The 19,581-nt window shown below is 44.7% G+C and carries 14 protein-coding genes and 2 pseudogenes; 5 read left to right on the plus strand and 11 right to left on the minus strand.

The window, feature by feature from the left end:
* The 3 genes and pseudogenes from HRT75_RS10735 to HRT75_RS10745 form a co-directional block, all read left to right on the plus strand.
* Nucleotides 1–386 (plus strand): annotated as a pseudogene (locus HRT75_RS10735) (MFS transporter); the annotation flags it as partial.
* 21 nt (nt 387–407) lie between these two features.
* A complete protein-coding gene (locus HRT75_RS10740) occupies nt 408–962 on the plus strand; it encodes a hypothetical protein (protein WP_291186376.1) in 555 nt (184 codons plus the stop codon).
* 69 nt (nt 963–1,031) lie between these two features.
* Nucleotides 1,032–2,588 carry an amidohydrolase family protein gene (locus tag HRT75_RS10745; protein ID WP_291186410.1) on the plus strand — a complete coding sequence of 519 codons (1,557 nt, stop codon included), beginning with the start codon at nt 1,032–1,034 and terminating at the stop codon, nt 2,586–2,588.
* Here the strand turns inward: HRT75_RS10745 and HRT75_RS10750 are convergent.
* The 10 genes from HRT75_RS10750 to HRT75_RS10795 all read right to left on the minus strand — a co-directional run bounded on the left by HRT75_RS10750 (nt 2,585) and on the right by HRT75_RS10795 (nt 17,660).
* The gene (locus HRT75_RS10750; protein ID WP_291186378.1) at nt 2,585–3,907 is read right to left on the minus strand and encodes a M24 family metallopeptidase; all 1,323 of its coding nucleotides are present in this window, start codon (nt 3,905–3,907) and stop codon (nt 2,585–2,587) included. The genes HRT75_RS10745 and HRT75_RS10750 overlap by 4 nt on opposite strands.
* Nucleotides 3,908–3,941: 34 nt before the next feature.
* Entirely contained in the window at nt 3,942–7,040 is a 3,099-nt protein-coding gene (locus HRT75_RS10755; protein WP_291186381.1) for a hypothetical protein, read from the minus strand.
* A gap of 66 nt (nt 7,041–7,106) precedes the next feature.
* Nucleotides 7,107–9,314, minus strand: a complete 2,208-nt coding sequence (locus HRT75_RS10760) for a TonB-dependent receptor plug domain-containing protein (protein WP_291186384.1) — start codon at nt 9,312–9,314, stop codon at nt 7,107–7,109.
* A gap of 199 nt (nt 9,315–9,513) precedes the next feature.
* Nucleotides 9,514–9,966 (minus strand): hypothetical protein, encoded by a 453-nt coding sequence (locus HRT75_RS10765; RefSeq protein WP_291186387.1) that lies wholly within the window; start codon nt 9,964–9,966, stop codon nt 9,514–9,516.
* Between the two features lie 66 nt (nt 9,967–10,032).
* On the minus strand, nt 10,033–11,112 hold the full coding sequence (locus HRT75_RS10770; protein WP_291186390.1) for an AMP-binding protein: 1,080 nt from the start codon (nt 11,110–11,112) through the stop codon (nt 10,033–10,035).
* A 20-nt stretch (nt 11,113–11,132) separates the two neighbouring features.
* Entirely contained in the window at nt 11,133–12,086 is a 954-nt protein-coding gene (locus HRT75_RS10775) for a CPBP family intramembrane glutamic endopeptidase (protein WP_291186392.1), read from the minus strand.
* 3 nt (nt 12,087–12,089) lie between these two features.
* Nucleotides 12,090–13,142, minus strand: coding sequence for an o-succinylbenzoate synthase (locus HRT75_RS10780; protein ID WP_291186395.1), 1,053 nt, complete (start codon nt 13,140–13,142; stop codon nt 12,090–12,092).
* Nucleotides 13,143–13,823 carry a metal-dependent hydrolase gene (locus HRT75_RS10785; RefSeq protein WP_291186398.1) on the minus strand — a complete coding sequence of 227 codons (681 nt, stop codon included), beginning with the start codon at nt 13,821–13,823 and terminating at the stop codon, nt 13,143–13,145.
* Nucleotides 13,824–13,862: 39 nt separating this feature from the next.
* Entirely contained in the window at nt 13,863–14,774 is a 912-nt protein-coding gene (gene menA / locus HRT75_RS10790; protein ID WP_291186400.1) for a 1,4-dihydroxy-2-naphthoate octaprenyltransferase, read from the minus strand.
* Nucleotides 14,775–14,861: 87 nt separating this feature from the next.
* Nucleotides 14,862–17,660 (minus strand): choice-of-anchor I family protein, encoded by a 2,799-nt coding sequence (locus tag HRT75_RS10795; RefSeq protein ID WP_291186403.1) that lies wholly within the window; start codon nt 17,658–17,660, stop codon nt 14,862–14,864.
* Nucleotides 17,661–17,858: 198 nt separating this feature from the next.
* Between HRT75_RS10795 and HRT75_RS10800 the strand changes: the two genes are divergently transcribed.
* Both HRT75_RS10800 and HRT75_RS10805 read left to right on the plus strand, forming a co-directional pair.
* Nucleotides 17,859–18,239: a DoxX family protein gene (locus HRT75_RS10800; protein WP_291186405.1), complete on the plus strand. Its 381-nt coding sequence runs from the start codon at nt 17,859–17,861 to the stop codon at nt 18,237–18,239.
* Between the two features lie 221 nt (nt 18,240–18,460).
* On the plus strand, nt 18,461–18,979 hold the full coding sequence (locus HRT75_RS10805; RefSeq protein WP_291186407.1) for a hypothetical protein: 519 nt from the start codon (nt 18,461–18,463) through the stop codon (nt 18,977–18,979).
* Between the two features lie 7 nt (nt 18,980–18,986).
* Here the strand turns inward: HRT75_RS10805 and holA are convergent.
* Nucleotides 18,987–19,562 (minus strand): annotated as a pseudogene (gene holA / locus HRT75_RS10810) (DNA polymerase III subunit delta); the annotation flags it as partial.
* Between the last annotated feature and the right edge of the window lie 19 nt (nt 19,563–19,581).

Here is a 19,581-nt window from a genome sequence, read left to right on the forward strand (position 1 = left end):
CTTCAATAACAGGCTTAAAGATCCTTTTTGGGTATTGGGGTTTCACTACCATCTTTCTGTTTTGGGCTGCCATGATAAAGGCTACGCGTGTATGGGGTGGCAATCAAAGTCAGGGCCGTGCCTTTGGTATTCTTGACGGTGGACGTGGTTTAGTTGGCGCGCTTTTCGCTTCCATGGGTATTTGGATCTTGGCCGCTTTTTCATCCGCAGACATTACCGAGATCAGCCCGGCAGAGCGGCAAGCGGTATTTTCATACGTGATCTACACCACCACGGTCATTGTCAGTGTAATTGGAGTTTTGGTTTGGTTTTTTATGAAATCGGATACGGAAGGCGAAACCACACTCAGCAAGATCAGTTGGCAGGATATCTGGACGGTTCTTTAAATTCCTGCAGTTTGGCTTTTGATGATCATCATATTATCTGCATATGTAGGCTATAAATTGACCGATGTATTCTCACGCTACGCGCGAGATGTTATGGCTTTTAATGAGGTAGATGCTGCAAAGACTGGCGCTACCCTACTTTACTTACGTCCTATTACCGGATTGCTTTTTGGTTTTTTAGCCGATCGTAGTCGCGTTACTGGTTGGTTGACCATCAGTTTTGTGCTTAGCGTGATTGGTGCTGCTTTGTTTGGCTTCGGATTCATTGAAGCTGACGCTACCTATTTCTTTGTCATGGGAGTCTTGCTATGCGCTACAGGTATTTACGGGGCACGCGCTCTGTACTTCGCAACACTTAAAGAGAGTAAAGTTCCTGTGCTACTCACTGGAACAGCAGTAGGTCTTATTTCACTGATCGGATATACTCCCGATATCTTCACCAGCCCGGCTATGGGTTATTTAATTGACAATTGGCCGGGAGCACAAGGATACCGATATGTATTCTTAATGCTGGGAGGTTTTGCTCTTGTGGGACTTTTAGCTTCTTTAGTACTGCTCCGGATCAACCGAAAATAAATCCGTACCTTTTTGGTTGCAACTATACAACCATTCATGAAATCATTCACAAAATGCATTGGCCTTGTCATGGCTTTATGCTTCACACTCACTTCCTATGCCCAAACCGAAGGTGAAGGGCCTTACGATCAACTAATCATTCGCGGTGTAACCCTTATTAACGGCGATGGTTCTCCTCCTAGAGGTCCTATTGACATTGTAGTAGAAGGAAACCGTATTACCCAAATTCAAGTTGTGGGATATCCTGGGGTGGAGATTAAAGATTCCAGCAGACCAAAACTCAAAGCTGGCGGGCGTGAACTAGATGCCACAGGCATGTATCTACTGCCTGGATTTGTCGATATGCACGGACATATCGGTGGTGTGGCTCAAGGCGCTGATTGGGATTATGTGTTCAAATTGTGGATGGCTCATGGGGTGACCACAGTCCGAGAACCCTCAGGACGTGGCATTGACTGGACTTTAGACTTAAAAAAGAGATCTGCGGCCAACAGCATTATCGCCCCTAGAATATTTGCCTATACTGGATTCGGACAGACTTCAAGCAGTTTTAATCCTTTGGATGATGTGCCGATCAGCACTCCAGAACTGGCAAGACGCTGGGTCAGAGCCAATGCTGAACGCGGTGCGGACGGTATTAAATTCTTTGGAGCAGAACCCGAGATCATGACGGCGGCCTTGGATGAAAACCGTAAGCTCGGTCTGCGTTCTGCTATGCATCACGCCCAAATGAGTGTGGCGCGTTGGAATGTACTCCACTCCGCCAGAGCAGGATTGACCAGCATGGAGCACTGGTACGGCTTGCCGGAAGCACTCTTTGATGATCGGACGGTTCAAAACTATCCGCTAGATTACAACTATCAGAATGAACAACACCGTTTTGGAGAAGCCGGGAAACTTTGGCAACAAGCCGCTGAGCCTTATTCAGAGCATTGGAATGCGGTTATGGAAGAATTGCTTTCTTTGGACTTTACTTTAGATCCAACCTTAAATATCTATGAAGCCAGTCGCGATTTGATGCGTGCGCGCAGAGCCGAATGGCATGAGGACTACACCTTGCCTTCCCTTTGGCGTTTTTACCAACCCAGTAAGATCTCTCACGGAAGTTATTGGCACTTTTGGGGTGCGGAAGAGGAAGTTGCTTGGAAGGAGAATTACCGCCTTTGGATGACCTTCATCAACGAATACAAAAATCGTGGAGGTCGTGTTACTGCTGGCTCAGACAGTGGATTCATCTTTCAACTCTACGGTTTTGCTTACATCAGAGAACTTGAATTGTTGCGTGAGGCTGGATTCCATCCTTTAGAAGTGATTCGTTCTGCAACCTTAAACGGAGCAGAAGCCTTGGGTGCCGATCAAGATCTAGGTTCCGTGCAGATTGGAAAGCTCGCTGATTTTGTGATCGTGGAAGAAAATCCGCTTGAGAATCTAAAAGTACTTTACGGTACAGGAGCTATCAAACTCACAGAAGACAACGAAGTGGTCCGTGTGGGTGGTGTAAAATACACCATCAAAGACGGTATCATCTATGACGCCAAAGCCCTATTGGCAGACGTAAAAGCCATGGTAGACGCCGCAAAAGAAGCGGAAGGATTTACCCTAAAACAGCCCGGAATCAAAGACTAATTGCCTGGAATGGTAATGATAGCCTCTTGGCGCTGGTTCACGTATCTAAAGCCATTAGGGCCGTAGAATCCGGCTTCTTCAAGCATAACGCGAATGTCTTTATCCCAAGGCTCAATGCGTACTGTGGTATTGAGTTCAATGGCATATACGGTATTAGGATACAGCGGATAATCGCCAGTTCCTGGCACACCTCCTTGAGAATCCCACATGCCAATAGTAGGTCCACCGCTGTGGCCGTATGTTCCTAGAGGGTGTGTATAGATGGATGGACGCAAACCTTCTGCTTTGGCCTCTCCTAAGGATTTTAAAAGGATCTCGTTCCCGCTGCGACCAGTCACGAAATTATCTGTGAGTATGTCCTGCAATCGATTTCCAAGTTTAAAAGCATCTGCCAAATAACTGGGAACCTCTGTCTCCCCTTCTTTCAATACGTAGGCGTGTTGCTGACAATCCGTATTGAGACTGACATAGGTGATTCCAAAGTCACAATGTAGCAAGTCTCCAGGCATAATAGTTTTGTCTTTATAGCCATTGGAAAAAGACTCTATATGACTCTTAAGCGCTTCATCACTCCGCTGTATGTCCACAGTTGGATGAAACCAAGTTTCCAACCCAAGGTCGGTCACCTTTTGGCGCATCCACCAAACTACATCATCAGAAGTAGTCACTCCAGGAGTGATCACTTTGCGTGAGAAGGCCTCTGCAATGATATCGTGAGTGATCTGCACCAAGGTGTTGTAAAGCTCCATCTCCATTTCTGTGCGGGTCTCTATCCAACTAATAGCCAAAGGTTCTGCGGATACCAATTTGGCTTCTTCTTCGGGAGGTAAAGCCTTCAAGAGTCCCTCGTAATCGGTCTTGACAAGACCATCTGCAATTCCGAAGTAATCAGAAGTATTGATCCCGATCTTCTTGGGATTCCGTTCTTTGATCAGGCGTACCAAAGCCTTCCACTGATCCGGCTCCTCTTCTTTATTCCAAGCAGACTGTATGTTCTCTCCCACATTATAACGCGCCACGGCCAATTTATCAATAGTTCCATTAGCAGCGTTTCGATAAAAAACCAATATGGTGCGTCTACGAGCGTTTAACCACTTAGCAGGCAACATGGTCCGCATAACCGGGTCTTCATTATACTCTCTAGAAATAAGGATCCACATATCGATCCCAGCCCGATCCATGAGTTCAGGTAAGAGGTTGTTGAATCGATCCGCAAGGATCTCATCTCTTAGGGTGGCACGATCGCGTTCTGAAAGGATCTCGTATTGACCATAAACAGATTGTGTCAGCAAAAAAGCGACAAAAACTAAAATTCTCATGATGGCTGGATTAAAGCCTAAAGATACGAAACAACTATTGCTTCTTTATGTTCTGATACGGATTGATCAGACTGTCCGTTCTAATGCTACGCTGAATGCGTTGCTTAAAGGAATTGTCAATGATCTCTGGAGTATTCAGGTAGGCATCAATGCGTGCCAGAGCCCGTTGTACCTCCGGATGAAAGAATACCATCGCCTCTTGATAACGTACCGCTGGCTCGCTCAGAACACGCGCTAATGGCGGTTCTACTACGCCCCATTGACGCAGGTCATAATTTTCATAGTCACGCAGCACCCAACTTATGGTATCGTTATGCCTTTTGATGTACTTCATTAGTCTGACAGGATCATCCACATCTCCACGCAGCACGGCTTTTACACGCTCATACGTAATGCGATGCGGCATCATGATTGGCTCTACCACGAATCCTTTCTTTTCAATCTTGTCAAATACATACCGCGGTAATTTATCAATGGAGACCACAGTGTTTAAGATGGCTGCCAATTCACCCGACTTCTCCTGAGTGACCTTTTTAAAATTCCAATCCTCAAGTACTTTGTAGGCGACATAATAATCCAAGGAATTTATAATATTCACAAAGACCGGCTGGATCTTAGTGTGATAATCCCCAGATTCTGCTTTGAGGGTTTCATAGATCTCCAAGGTGCTCAACATGCCCGAATTCTCGAAATATCCTCCGTCTACATAAGTTCCCTTTCCACGGATCTCTGCGGATGGGCTAAACAAAGGAAAACGATTGGTGGTAGAGACTGCACCAAAATAGGTCAATCCGCATTCCCCGCAGCTGTCTTTAAAATCGGAGAGGTTGTCTGCTGCCGGAAAGGTGTTTGGTGCAAAATTAACCGTACTCACTACCCCTTGACGCCCAATGGTAGAGGTGGTATTCATAATTAGAATCGGGAACTTGCCTTTGCGCTTTTGCTGTAATTCCCACCAGTAATCTGAAAAAGTTGTAGTGTGATAGCGATCACCCATACCTGTATAGCGCGCATGGTCTTGCATGCTCTTGTAAGATCTATCCTTGCCGTTATAGGTTAGCGGAATGTATTCTCGGATCCAATCCTTACCCAAAAGATAGACAAGCTCGTTACTCAATACATTGGAGGTTCCAATATTGTAAATGGCCTGAGCTCTAGCCGCAGGATCGTCGTTCTCATTGACAATGGAAGCGTAGTTCGCGATTCCCACAGCACCTCCAGAAACCCCACTCATCACCAAGGTCTCCGCACTAAAATTACCATCGCTACGCTTGTCCAGTTCATTGAACAGCAGCATATTCCACAAATTGGCTTTAAGACCTCCTCCGTAAGAGCCTACAAAGAAAAAGTTGCGTTTGCCGCCATTGGGAATATCCTGAGTGCGTTTTTCTAAGTATTTATCGGAATTGACCTGTGGCTTCTCCCGCTCAATTACGGCGAGCTCGTGCAAGTCGTTGGGTAATGAGGTGCTGTAAAAGGCCCAACCAATAAGCAGGATCACCAAAACAGGTATTCCGTAGCGGAACCATTCGCGATACTTTTTAACGCTAGTAGCACTGCGCTGATAGAAAAGGATATGCTTAAAGGTGATAATGATGATCGAATAGAACAAGATGATATACAGCAAAATGATCACCAGTGGATTCAGTGCCTGCGCCAGATCAAAACTAAAATTGGCGGCCAAAAGGATCACAAAAGACGACACTCCACTGATCTGCATCAAGATCAAATAACGCACGTTATCACTGAGTTTCCCATACTGTTTGAGATACCACTGTTTGCCCAAATTGGGTTTGGGATGGTATTTTAAAAACAACTGTCTGCGATTCTCGTCAAACATATCTGGATTGTAGTCATACAATGCCTGAGAATAGAACACATACTTAAAATAAGTGCGACAGAGTTTGAAATAGATATACAGGAACATCTGTAGGCCTAAAGTGACCAAGAAGAAGAGTACGGTCCATCGGCTCCAACCAAAATAGATGGCACAAACCGTGGTCAATCCTACCATGAATAAACAAAAAGCGAAGTATTTTGGGAAGCGGTCCACATAGCGTACTATGGTTTTAACCACTTCCTGTTTCTGCAGATCAGAACAGTCTGGATCTGTCAAGGTCTCTTTCCAGAAAGTGTATTCCTGACCCTTTGCGGCGTATATGATTAACGATAGGATCAGCAAGAAGGCCGTGATCTGCGAGGCGTTGAAATACAGGCCGTAGAAACCTTCAGCCACACCGAGGATAATATGGAACATGGCTATATACAAGAGAATCCCCAAGCTTCTTCTAAGGGAACTTACGCGCTTATTCCCAAAACTGATCACCGGCTTTTCTCCAGGCAATAATTGGGTTCCGTAATAGATGATCCCCCAACCTGCAAAACGGTGCCAGGTCTTTGCCATGAATAGTTTTATCCCCGTTTTATGACCGTGGAGCCATATATCGACATAAACGGGGAAATGACTCAGAATGATCGCTAAAAAGGTCAATAAAGCGAACAGCAGAACAATATTCCAAGGATTGTTGAACATATCTACGATGAGCGTTCCTCCTTGAGGCATAGCCGTCAACAATAGATAAACAATGGCAATAAAGAGTATACTGAGAATAGAGGTTTGAAAGAATCGAAACCACGAACGGAAGTCCGTAAAAACGTATCGTTTTAAGGCCCAATAGAGAAAGAGCCCTATAGTAAGTCCGTAGGCTGCAATCTTGGCACCTGAAAAGAAGGAAGCCCATCCCTTCCAATAAAAAAGATAGGAAAAGCCTTCAATAACATCAAAAACATAGGCAAAGAAAACCACGAGAGTGAATACATGGATCAGACCAAACTTCCGGGTTCTGAGGTCACTGCTTGTAATGCTATTCATCTTCATCACTATATTGACTAGTAGTGATAGAAAAACCAAGGCCCAAATAAAATCGACAATAAAGAAGGCCCGATACCACAGGAGTTTGCCGTTGTTGGCGATGTACTTGGTGATCAGATCAAAATTCTCGAATTTGCCGTGTTGCGGTGCGGCGATATAGTCGTTGAGTCTAAATTTTGCTGTACAGAAGAGCAGGATCAGTGAAAGCAATATCCACAGAATGACTAGCGGATTGAGCCCTTTAAGAAACCATTTTTGCATAGTATAAAATTATGCGGGGAGGGACATTCAGAAAGCTTAGCTTAAGGTACAAAAAAAATGATACGCCTATAGATTCACCTTAAGTACGGTCTGTTCTTTTCCAAGATCTTCCAAGCGCACCAGTTGAACTTCCTGCTTTTGGTTTGGCGTTCCAAAATCATAAATAACCGTAACCTTCAAATAAGTCGGCAAAGCGTTATCTCCGGTGATCTTGCCTTTATAGTTGACATTGAACAACCACTCGCCCACGTCTTGATTGGTCATGAAGAATTCTTCCAATCCATAACCTAAAGATTGCTCGTCCGCCCAGCGAAAAGCATCAGAGGTTTGATCGTGTTTCCAAGTAAAGAAACGATTCTGCGGGTTGACGATCTGCAAATCAAAAGCGGCATCATAATCGCTCCATTCAAAGATCACTCGTGCTCTAAGCGTCACATTGCTCTTAAAAAAGTCACGCACTCCGCTGAGATCTAGATTGCGTCTGTGGCGGAACAAGAGGTTCTTGTATTCCTTTACGTAGGTGGTTTGCAAATTCCCCAGCTGCCCGTTTTGCGCTAAGGTTTTGTTGTCAATGGCTTTGTAAATTTCCAAAGCTTCTTTGGGCATACCCGCAGCTTCCTGTGCTAAAGCCAAGTTGCGGTAATTCTGAACCTGCTCCGGCCAGGCCTCAACAAGCTCCTCATAGATGCTAACAGCCTCCTCATAAAGCCCGAGGTTCTCGTATTGATAGGCCGTTGCTCGTAATTCACTGGCCGTTTTTGCAACGAGTTTTGCGTTGGATAAAACTCGAGAGACCAACACGGTGTTGTTCCAATCTTTGAAATAACTCGCAGCATCAATAAAGAAAGAGGAACTGCGTCCGTAACGCTGACGTTGCTCCAGATAAATGGTATAGGCCTCATCGATGTTTTTGGCGCGTTGCAGCGCTTTTAGATAAGGCGTATCTGGCAAAGCAGCCATATCTTCCGCAGATCCGGTATAGGTTGCCGTTGTTCCCAAAGGAATCGCGCTATCACGAGTGGTCCCTTTACTCACTGCTGCTGTTTTAGTAGTCACCAAGATCACTCCATTTCTACCCAAGGTTCCATACTTATTGGTTGCCGCAAGGCCTTTTAATACCGTAATGTCTGCAATGTTTGCCGGATCTAACAATCCGCCTTGACCAAAGATGGAACGGTCGTTTAGTGTCCCAATTCCATTGTTCCCTGTCGTAACACCGCTCAAAGCGCCAGGACTGCTTTCAATGGGCACGCCATCTACTACGATAAGCCCTGTTTGATCCAATAGGATACTCATGTTGTTTCCGCGAGAGAGGAACTGGGAGATGTCTTGATCATTTTTAAGGTTGATGTTAGAAAACTGTCCTTGAATGGCCGTCTCAAGATTTATATCCTGATCACTAATGGCCTCATCAGTAATGGTCTCTACAGAATAGCCTAAACGCTTCTTAGCCACACGCATATTGCCAGTGTTGACCTCATCTTCGTTGGATTCTAAGGTAGCCGTGAGTATCACCTCGTCCAAAACCTCACTACCCGCAATCATTTGCACGTTCTTTATGCCATCTTCTGGTACACGGGTCAAAAGACTATTCTTCCCAACATAGGTAAACTCTAAGATTCCATTGATCTTGGCATTTAAACTGTAATTCCCTGAGGCATCGGTCATGGTCCGTGCTCCGGTCTCACGATTGAAAACCGAGACTCCTTCTAAAGCACCATTCCCATCTGCTACAGTTCCATTGACGGTGATGATGTCATCCCCTGCAGGAACTTCTTTAGTTGTGGCAAAAACATTGAAAAAGGTTCCGCCTGTGCGCAGTGCAAGGCCCTCCAAGCCTTTTTGATTAGAATTGGTCACGCTACAGATCACATTGATCTTATGCTTAAAATTGGTTGGAAATGATTGAAGGTCTGCCCGCCCGTTGGTCACCAAGATCACATCAGAATTGACTCCGTCGAATAGGTTTTCATAATTTCCCGCACCGTCATAAATGCTTTGTTCCAACTCTCTTCGCAGTACGTTCCAATTTCCTCCGGTAATCGTATAGTTCCCTTCTTGGATAACGGTATTACTAAAGGCTATAAAGCGCACCTTAACCTCTGGGTTCTGATTGAAATAAGAGTCCAAGAACTGCAGCTCTGCCGCAAAGTCCTTGTCTTGCATATCATAGGAAGTATCGTATAAAAGTGTAAGTTGTCCAGCAGTGTCTTGAGCTGGAGCATATGCCAAACATAATAACGTAAGGGTAAAGAGGAGAGCAAGTCTTTTCATATCAATAATGGTTAGTTAGTCCAAGCGGAATAAATGATACCAGTCCCCTAAAGATAATTGATATTCTCTTTAGTTGCTACAGTCTTCCGCTTAAGGTCAAAAAAACAAAGGATATCGCAAAAGCTCGTTAAACCCGTTAAAGGCTTACTCTAAAATGAACAACTAAAGGCATAAAAAAAAGGGCGCAAGGCCCTTTTTACTAGTTATTTCTGTTTCGACGTTTTTTCTTCTTTTTCTTCTTTTTATCACCGAAGTGCAATTCTCCAAAACGCGCTACCTGTTCTTCTGTGAGCACAGTGACCAGATTGCCTGAAAGTTTCTCGTCTAGTTTTTTATAGGATTGTTGTTTGACATCATAAGTGATGCTCTCATCAGCCATAATGCCCATTTTCTCCTTTTCATATTCTACAATGTAGTTTTTGACTACCGCCTTTTCAAAAGCATCTAGTTCAAACTCCGTTTCATAGAGGTCCATCTTCTCATCAATATCCTCCAAAGTATCTTCAATGGCAATAGCACCTTGGTCCCTTGGAAGTGGTGGTGGTACATATCCGCGTTGTCCACGTTGGATCTGCCCGAGGTTTTGCGCAGCGGCAGTACCTAGCGATCCGAAGATCAAAATAGTGATAAGGAGTAAATTCTTCAACTTCATCAGTCTAACTTTTAGAGTACAAATATCTTAAATTTCACTCAGAAAAGTCAAAAACCATACCAAGGATTAACTTTTCTTAGGATAATTCTGCAGTAAAGATAGGATCTCATTGCGGCGGATCTTACCCGTTTCTGTGTATCTGAATTTAGACACGCCGTAGATCTTTTTAGGGCGAGAGTATTTAGGCAGGCCATCAAACAGACCTTTATGGACCCCTGAGGCTCGGCCGTCTGGAGAAGGACTCTCAACCACCAACACGACGCGCTGGCCCAAAACTGGGTCTGGCTCCGCTGCGATAAAGAAAGGCACATCCAATTGCTCCTCTAGGGCTGATTCCACTTGTTCCGGATAGATCTTTATCCCTCCGGAGTTGATCACGTTGTCAATACGTCCCAACCATTTAAACTCGGTTTCACTGATCAAATCCACCAAATCATTGGTCACTACAGGAACCGAGGAAATACCTGGCGCTTCGATGACCAAACAACCACGAGCATCCAAGGAAAGGCTAACCCCAGAAACCGTTTTATAATTCTCAGAAGCAGCTGCTTCATTCAATCTTCTAAGAGCAATATGACTTACCGTCTCTGTCATACCATAAGAGACATAAGCTTTGGTGGCAACGCCTTGAAGCGCTTGCTCCAATTGATTAGAAACCATTCCTCCGCCGATTAGCAAGGTACCTACCTTTTCCAAGGCTGTGATCGAATGCATGGCTTGAGCAGGAACCATGGCCACAAAGTCATAGACTGAATCATATTCCGTCAAAGCTTCCATAGAGGGCGCAACTACGTGTAAATGCCAACCTAAGGTCAAGGCCCGGACTATCATCATTTTCCCGGCAATATAGTCTGAAGACAAACAGAGCAACGCCTCTGTTTTAGGCCCCAAATCTAAAGCCTCACCAGTGGTCTTAGCGCTATGAACCATCGCCGCTTTGGAGAGCTTCACAGGCTTGGGCGTACCGGTGGAACCTGAGGTTGTAGTAATGATGTGATCTTCACTATTTCCCCACTCACTTAAGAAACTGGCTAGTGCCATTTCATGGGCTGCTCCTTGCTGCTTTAACACAGTAGTAAACTCTAAGAGATCCTGAGGACTCTCGTAGCTCAGACCGTTGAGTTTAAAATCAGGATGCACAACCATGTTTTAGGGGGAATACTGGTTTAAAGGAATTCTAGTGGATCGCGTTCTGGTGGTGGTGGCACCTTTCCAAAGAGTCTTTCTGACCAATTTTTCCATTTATAACGGAAGGCCATTATAGCGATGAATATCGGATAGATCACCAATACAGGGACCAACACATCGAAACCTGCAGCGGGTTCTGATACATCTACAAAAACTGAATTGGTCTTAAACACGGTCCAATCCGCAGTAACTAAAAGGGCCGCAATTAAATTGTTACCGGCATGGAAACCTAAGGCGAGTTCCATCCCCTCGTCCATCAAAGTGATGATTCCCAAGAATAACCCAGTTCCGATATAGTATACCATCACAATATTCCCGAGTTTATCTACCTCCGGATTGAAATAATGCAACATCCCAAAAACAAAGGAGGTGATCAATAGTGGCAACCAGCGATTTCTGCTCATCACGCCGATACCTTGCATGAGATAACCTCTAAACAAGTACTCTTCCATACTGGTTTGTAAGGGTATAAAGATCACCGCAATCACGGCGAGTATTGCAAAAAGCTCAGCGTCAAACTGCAGTACATAATCGTCTGGATTGCCGTAATAATCCATAACTGTTAACACTGTTGTGGTTACTCCAATGAGTAAAAAGCCAAACCAAAATCGGCCCCAATCAATCTTTTTACGAGAAGTAGTTAGACTGGTAATGCTTTGTTTGTGAACGTATTTCACCCATAGAAATAAGGCCAAGAGTCCTACCGCGAAGCCCAAAAGCATAAAAAAGAAAGTGCTGTTAGAATCTAAAATGTTGAGCATATCGGTCTCATCAGTGAGTTCCAGCATGCTTCCGCCCTCTGCGGATTGTTTCATAAAAATGGCGACGACAAAAGGGATAGATCCCAATTGAGTTCCGATAAATACCATGACTACACCCAAAAGGTAACGCCACGGTTGGTAAAGTGATTTATACGCCTGTGCGATATACATGACTTATAAAGGCTTTAGGTTCAACATGTTCAAATTCCAGGTTCCTTTTTGACTGTATCTGATAAATCCAGATTCCACCACCAAAGGGGATTCCGTGTTATTGGTATACAGGCTGCCCGTTCCCAGACCTTGGGGCAAGATAGTTCTTTTTGAAAAGGTATATTGACAAATTGCGTTTAAACCGATATTGCTTTCCAAGGCGGAAGTGATCCACCAGGGAATGTCTTGCTTTGCTGCAGCATCGATCCACCTGTCTGTGGCTGCAAAACCACCCAACAGACTCGGTTTAAAGATCAAATATTGTGGTTTGATGATCTCGAGCATTCGCTCTTGTTCTGCGGGATCATGCATCCCGATGAGTTCTTCATCCAAAGCGATCGGTAGCGGTGTGTGCTCGCAAAGGGCTGCCATGGCCTCCCATTGTTTAGGTTTTATGGGTTGTTCGATGGAGTGCAGTTCAAATTCCGCGAGTCGGTGCAGTTTATCCAAGGCCTGCTCAGGAGTAAAGGCCCCGTTGGCATCAACGCGCAATTCTATGGTCTTCGCATCAAAGCGATCTCTAATATGTTTGAGAATATCCAGCTCCTGCTGAAAATCAATAGCGCCGATCTTCATTTTGATGCAATCAAATCCAGCTTCTAATTTCTCTTCGATCTGGGCGCTCATGAATTCCGGGCTTCCCATCCAAATAAGTCCGTTGATGGGAATGGGCGTTTCTTTCTGTGTAAAATCCGAAGGGAAAAGTTCATAAGGGTCCTCACTGCGGAGCGACGCCAAAGCGATCTCTAAACCAAATCGGATGGATGGAAATTCCATCAGCTCAGCCAATAGATAGCTCAGGTCTTCATTTATGTTTTTACAGAGCCAATCCAGCTTGGCTTCATAATCCGGTCGGTCATCTATACTTAGGCCACGAAGCAATGCGCATTCTCCTATACCCCACTGCTCCCCATCTCTTAACTGTAAAAAGTAAGATTGCTTTTGAGTCAATATCCCACGAGAAGTCCCGCTAGGCCTTTTAAAATCTAAGATATAAGACTGATAACTGGCTTTCATTTATACAGTCAATGATCCGCCAATCGGTAAGAGTTCCAATTGCTTGTTTGCTGCCGCGAAGGCATCACGGGCTGCCTGCTGATCGATCTCGATATAACCAAAGGTATCGTAATGCACGCCCAAGACACGGTCACACTGCACAAAATCACTGGCGTGAACGGCATCTTGATAACCCATAGTAAAGTTATTGCCAATGGGAAAGATGGCCAAGTCCAGTTTGTACTCTAAAGGAATGAGTTTCATATCCATGGTCAAGGCGGTATCGCCGGCTACATAAATGGTCTTGCCATCGGCCTCAATGACAAAACCTCCGGGCTCGCCTCCGTAAGTACCATCTGCAAAGCCACTGGTATGCACTGCGGCCACATACTTGACTCGACCAAAATCAAAACTCCAATGTCCGCCGTGATTCATAGGGTGCACCGGAATGTCCTTTGCGCCATAATGCATGGCAATTTCATAGTTCGAAACAATGGTAGCACCCGTGCGTTTGGCCAAAGCCTCGGCATCCAAAACGTGGTCTTGGTGAGCGTGGGTAAGCAGAATAAAATCCGCTTCCAAGGAGTCGAGAATGGATTTATCCTCAATCAGTGGATTTCCATTGATGAAAGGATCTATAACGATGTTGTGTGTACTGGTCTTTATTGCAAGGGTGTTGTGCCCCAAATATTGAATCTGCATGCTGGCTCTTGTTTTGACCTAAAGATACGCACTCTTGGCTTAGGAAACCAAGTGAGAGATCAGTAAAAGCAGGGCGTATAAAAAGGTGGATAGCGCCACGACCTTTAACTGCGGATCCAGCTTTTTGTGATCAACCGTTTTTCTTACAGCAACTAGATGTTTATTGAGCAAAACCACAGCAACAAAGGGTAATAAACTCCAATAGCTGAATTGCTCCCAATTGAGATAAATGGCCAACACAGCCGCTAAACTTCCGCCCAATATTAAGAAGGTGTGGTAGTTTAAACTTCCGCTTTTACCCAGTTTTACCGCTAAGGTATTCTTACCTACTTTGGCGTCGCTCTCACGGTCTCGCATATTGTTGAGATTCAAAACTGCTGCGCTCCAAAGACCTATCGCAACGGCAGGTAAGAAGGCGTAAACGTCCAATTGTTTAGTATAGAGAAAATAACCCCCAACCACACTGACCAATCCAAAGAATAGAAACACAAATACATCACCCAGACCGCGATATCCATAAGGCGAATCTCCAACGGTGTATTTTATAGCGGCGATAATTGCCACTATCCCCAAAACCAAAAACACAATGCCGTAAAGCAGTTGCTCCAATCCAAAGGCGCGATAGATCAAACCAACGGCCAAAGCCAAAGTGATCAAAGCGGTAATGAGCATTCCCTTTTTAAGAGCTGCAGCAGTGAGGGCACCACTTTGCATGGCGCGCATGGGCCCTACCCGATCTTCATTATCGGTTCCTTTTACGCCGTCTCCGTAGTCATTTGCAAAATTGGAAAGTACCTGAAACCCAATAGCGGTAAAGAGTGAACCGAGAAAAATATAGGGATCAAACAGATCAGCTCTTAAGGCCAAGCCCGCAGCTGCAATGATGCCTGCAACTGAAAGCGGCAAGGTGCGCAAGCGCGCAGCACTGATCCAAGCTTTGGTGGTACTCATAAAGTGTTTTTGCAAAAATACGGCAAAAAAAATCCGCCCCACACTTTCGTGATGAGGCGAATTCAGTAAATAGCAGATTTAGTAAAACTAATTCTTAAGCAAACGCTGTACCTGTCCGTTTTGATCTCGGATTAGGTAAACGCCAGTCTGCAAGCCAGAAGCATCAAAAAATGCTTGTTGCTTAAGTTGTACGATCAATCGTCCTTGAATGTCGTAAATGGTATAATCTCCAGGGGTGCTAAAGAAAACGGTGCTGGTTGTGGGGTTTGGATGGATGGTAAATTTATCATCTTCAGTTTGGAACTCGTCCACACTCAAAACATTATCAAGAGACCAAATGCTCAAAGTAGCGCTCTCCTCGTTAGAGATCACTAAATGCGCAATACCTGTTGGGCTCTGCTCACCGGAAACATAGACCACACCTTCTGGTGCTAAATCGCCAGATTCATCTTCTCCAGGTACAGCTCCGCGAGAGTTGTTGTATTCAATGAATACCGGATTGTTCGGGTCTGTAATATCATAAGTCATAAAACCTCCAATACGCTCCAAAAGGACAAAGGCGTAAAAAGAAGTTCCGATCTCTGCAACAACTACACCTTCTGGTTCAGGCCCTTTATTGTCTGAACGGTTCTTGAAGTTGTTGTTGCTGTTGCTGGCATTAAATATGCCGCCGTATACTGGATCTGCAGCAGTGATCACTTCAAAGTCGTTTCCACTGTCAAAGACCTGAACTCCAGTGTTTGCATTGTAAATACTAAAAGAGCGCGCTCCGTAAACGTGTATCTCTTCAAATTCTCCGTCTCCATCTGTATCTCCAGAGGCGTTAGAAACATTGATCTCTGCCAAATTAGATTCTAGTTCTAAAATGTCAATATCACTAAATACAGCTGGATCCAAAGTGTATTCGTCATCGTCTATCTTGAATTCTTCTTCGTAAGTATCATACTCGCGGGCATCGCCTTCATTGGCGGTAACGATATAGCCTGTACCTCCTACTTCATAGAAGTCGATGGCATCTGGCATATACATTCCAAAAATTGGCCAACTGGCATTGAATACAAAATCGGTCTCGTCAGAAACGTCCAAGGAGTTTTGAGGCAAACTGTGATCTTTCAATCCGAAGCTAAATAGTTCCGTCACCGTATTTGTGTTCAAATCAACAACAGCATAGGCATTGTTCTCTTGACACACCACATAAGCGGTCTGGCTGTCGTTAGCAACGGTAATGTATTCGGGCTCTAAATCTTGAGAAGCATTAGCTCCAGGGCCGTAAATACGGATGTTGGCTGCATTTAAAGCCGCTTCCGTACCGTCAAAAGCGTTGAAGTCAATAATCGTAACATCTGAATCATCAATAGACCCAAGACCTCCGGTAACATCAATCACAGCAATGCTTCCTTCTGGGTCAATGGAGTAATCGTCATTAGGCTCTCCTTCATTGGCTACCAAAACTTTGGTTCCGTCAGGGGTAAAGGTCAACATATCGGGCAGGGCTCCAACAGTTACTGTAGACTGAGAACCTCCATCTGTGTCCATAAATAATACCACTCCTGGATCTGTGGCAGGATCGGCAGCAATGGCCGCAGCGACAATTCCGTTGTTTACCGCTACGGACTGAACGCCGTCGCCAAAACCAGATACATCAACAGTGGCAATTGAAGAAATGTTTGAAGGATCGCTAAAATCAAGGATCTCCACACTGTTGGAGTTGGTTACAAAAAGGCGTTGCGTATCTGGATCATAAGCAGTGATCTCTGCCGTTCCAGATCCGTCCACCAAGTAACTGTCCACAAAGTTGATGTCCAAAACAGCAGGGTCTGCCGCAGGAACCACAGTGTCGTCATCTAAAATGTAGATCGCGGTCAGGTCATCCTCATCAATAGAAACTCCTAATGGATTTTGCAATTCGAGCACAAAAAACACATCGCTTCCATCATCCGTATTATTGATAATTGGAATGTTGAGTGCTTGTGGAGCTGAACTCCCTGAAGGAAAGGTTACAGTTTGGGTGGCGGCATAGGTAAAATCAGCTCCTTCCGCTGCAGTTCCACCAGATACCAACACTACATCCACAGTAACATCAGCAGCAGGTGCTTCTGCAATTTCTACTTCTACTTCAATGCTTCCGCCGTCTTCTGGAACTGAATTAAAAGGCAAAGTAAAACTTACTGCTGGAGGAACTTCCTCACCAGTAAAGACCACATTGTCCATATAAACCGCTTCTGAAGAAGAGTTGGTGCGTACTTCAAAGACCAACTCAGCTTGAGCGTCATCTGGCAAACTAACACTTAAGTTTTGCCAAGCGCCTTCAATTGCTAGGTCATTAATGTCTGAACCTGTAGTATCTAAAAGATCGTACTCAGTACCGTCTGTCATATCAACCACATAAACTCGGATGCGGTCAGAACCGCTTTCATTTACAGTTCCATCGCCTTCATAACCGGTGCTGTTAATAAATAGGTCTAAGGAAACTTCATTGTTGGTGAACCCACCCATATCTACAAGATCAAAAGTGGTGATCATGTTTCCATCGGAATCAGAGATCTGATAACCTTGGGTTCCGTCGGTGTAAGCACCTACGCCTCCAGTAAAATCAGTTACACCCACAAAGTCACCATCGGTAAGGCCAGAACCTGGAGTGTCGTAAGGTTCGTAAACGGCGTCAAAACCGAGTTCAGTAGCGGCTGCCACATAATCCACTAAAGGCTCTCCAGCATTGTTCACAAGATCGTGAGCCACAGCAGCATCACCGGTATCTGTATATGAACCGCCAACAGCGGCAGGCTCTTCAAAACTGGTACCGGCAATAACAGTACCTACGCCAGCATCCTGCCCGTAAGCAAAGATCCCGCCGAATAATAATAAGGTCGTTGTAATTTTTTTCATGTCAATTTGATAAATATTGTTGGATTTAAATCAGCCTAAAATTACCGCCGCAAAGCCGCTTGAACTTTAGAAGAATATTACCCTATTGTGATTAATGACAAGCTTACTAACAACTTGCCAACGCATTTTTTAAGAAATGGTAAAAACAAGGTTATCTGAATTTGCGTACCTTTAAATCGAACAACTTAACTGACATTTATGAGCGTATCTAAAAACTACCAAACTGGTCTTTTGGTGCTGCGTGTGGGTATGTCCGCCCTCATGCTCTTTCACGGAATTCCCAAACTGATGAATTTGTTTCAAGGCGATATGAGCTTTGGCGATCCCTTAGGAATAGGTTCTACCTTGAGTTTTATTCTCACGGTTTTTGCTGAGGCGATCTGTCCAATATTGATCATCCTTGGTCTGAGAACCCGTTTGGCAGCAATCCCTGTTATCATTACCATGGCTGTAGCCGCCTTTATTGTACACGGAAATGATCCATTTTCCAATATGGAAAAGGCTCTGCTTTATTTGGTTGGTTTTACAGCTATTGCCTTAATGGGCGGTGGAAAATACACGATCAAACAACTCTTTTAATTCTTGAGCGGCCGGATATTCAAACTCTCTAAACTAGACGCGATGCGTAAAGGCAAAGTCGGGAAATACCTTTTATATGCTTTAGGCGAGATTGTCCTAGTGGTAGCAGGTATTTTGATCGCTTTAGCCATCAATACGCCAATGAGAAGAAAAAGGAGCGGGAAGAACTCCTCGCTATCTTTTCTGATGTCAAGGCCGATCTGATCATTGACACCACTTTGGTGGGGCGTATCATTCCTTATTACGAGACCCGCGAAAAACTGGCCGACAGTATTGTTAAAGGACCTTTTACGCGTGAGAATTACGAGGAGTGTAATGATTGTCATTCTATAATTACTACTTATGTTCCCTTCAAGCTCAATGACAAAGGTTACGGGCAGCTCCGCAGCTTCAATCAGAGTAAGGAAAATAGAGACTCTTTAGCTATAGAATTGGTACAGTTTTACAGCGGTTTTATTGATGTCATTGATGAGATCTCTTCTCGCGTAGAGGCCGACACCTATGAAACCTTGGAGCATTGGCGCAACACCCAACCCTGGTTTGCGGAGATATTAAGCGGAAAACTGCCGGAGGAGTATTTGGAGTATATTACCAATGATCCTGAGTACCGGAACAGAGTGGCTTTCTTTAATGTCATTGCGTGCAAAAACCTCTTGCCTGCTTTAAAACAGTATAAGGGACAAGCCAAGCTCGCTTTAGAAAAAATAGACGAGCGCCTGCTTCCGGGGTCTATAGAGTAAAAGAAGATTAGTCGAAAATAGTGATCAGCAGTTCTTTGAGAAGATCGGCTTGACTCATATTGTGGGCGCCCACGCCCTTACTTTTCATATCCACCTTACGAATTCCTTTGATTATGGCACTAACGCGTTTCATCGGATAATTGCGTGCCGCCGTTTGGTAATCGCGAATAAAGTAAGGATTCACCCCCAAAACCTTTGGTGCCGCAGACGGATCGGGCAAAGCGTGGTATTTGAGTAGTTTATTGAAAAAGCTGTACAGCAGCGCAACGGTCATAACCAGAGGATGGTTCTTAGGGTTCTGGGCAAAGTGATTGGCAATGTGGTAGGCCTTCTTAATATTGCGCTCCCCTATGGCTTTTTGCAGCTCAAAATTGTTGAAATCCTTGCTGATCCCAATGTTTTCCTCAATGATCTCCGGACTGATTTCCGTACCTACAGGAACGATGAGTTGTAGTTTTTCCAGCTCGTTATTGATCTTGGAAAGATCAGTACCAATGAACTCCCCCAGCATTTGCGCAGCCTGTGGAGCTAAGCTGTAACCACGACCTTTAAGTACTCTGCGGATCCAATCCGGAACCTGATTCTCATAAAGCTTTTAACTG

The sequence above is a fragment of the Gilvibacter sp. genome (genome assembly GCF_013214815.1).
Classification (GTDB): Bacteria; Bacteroidota; Bacteroidia; order Flavobacteriales; family Flavobacteriaceae; genus Gilvibacter.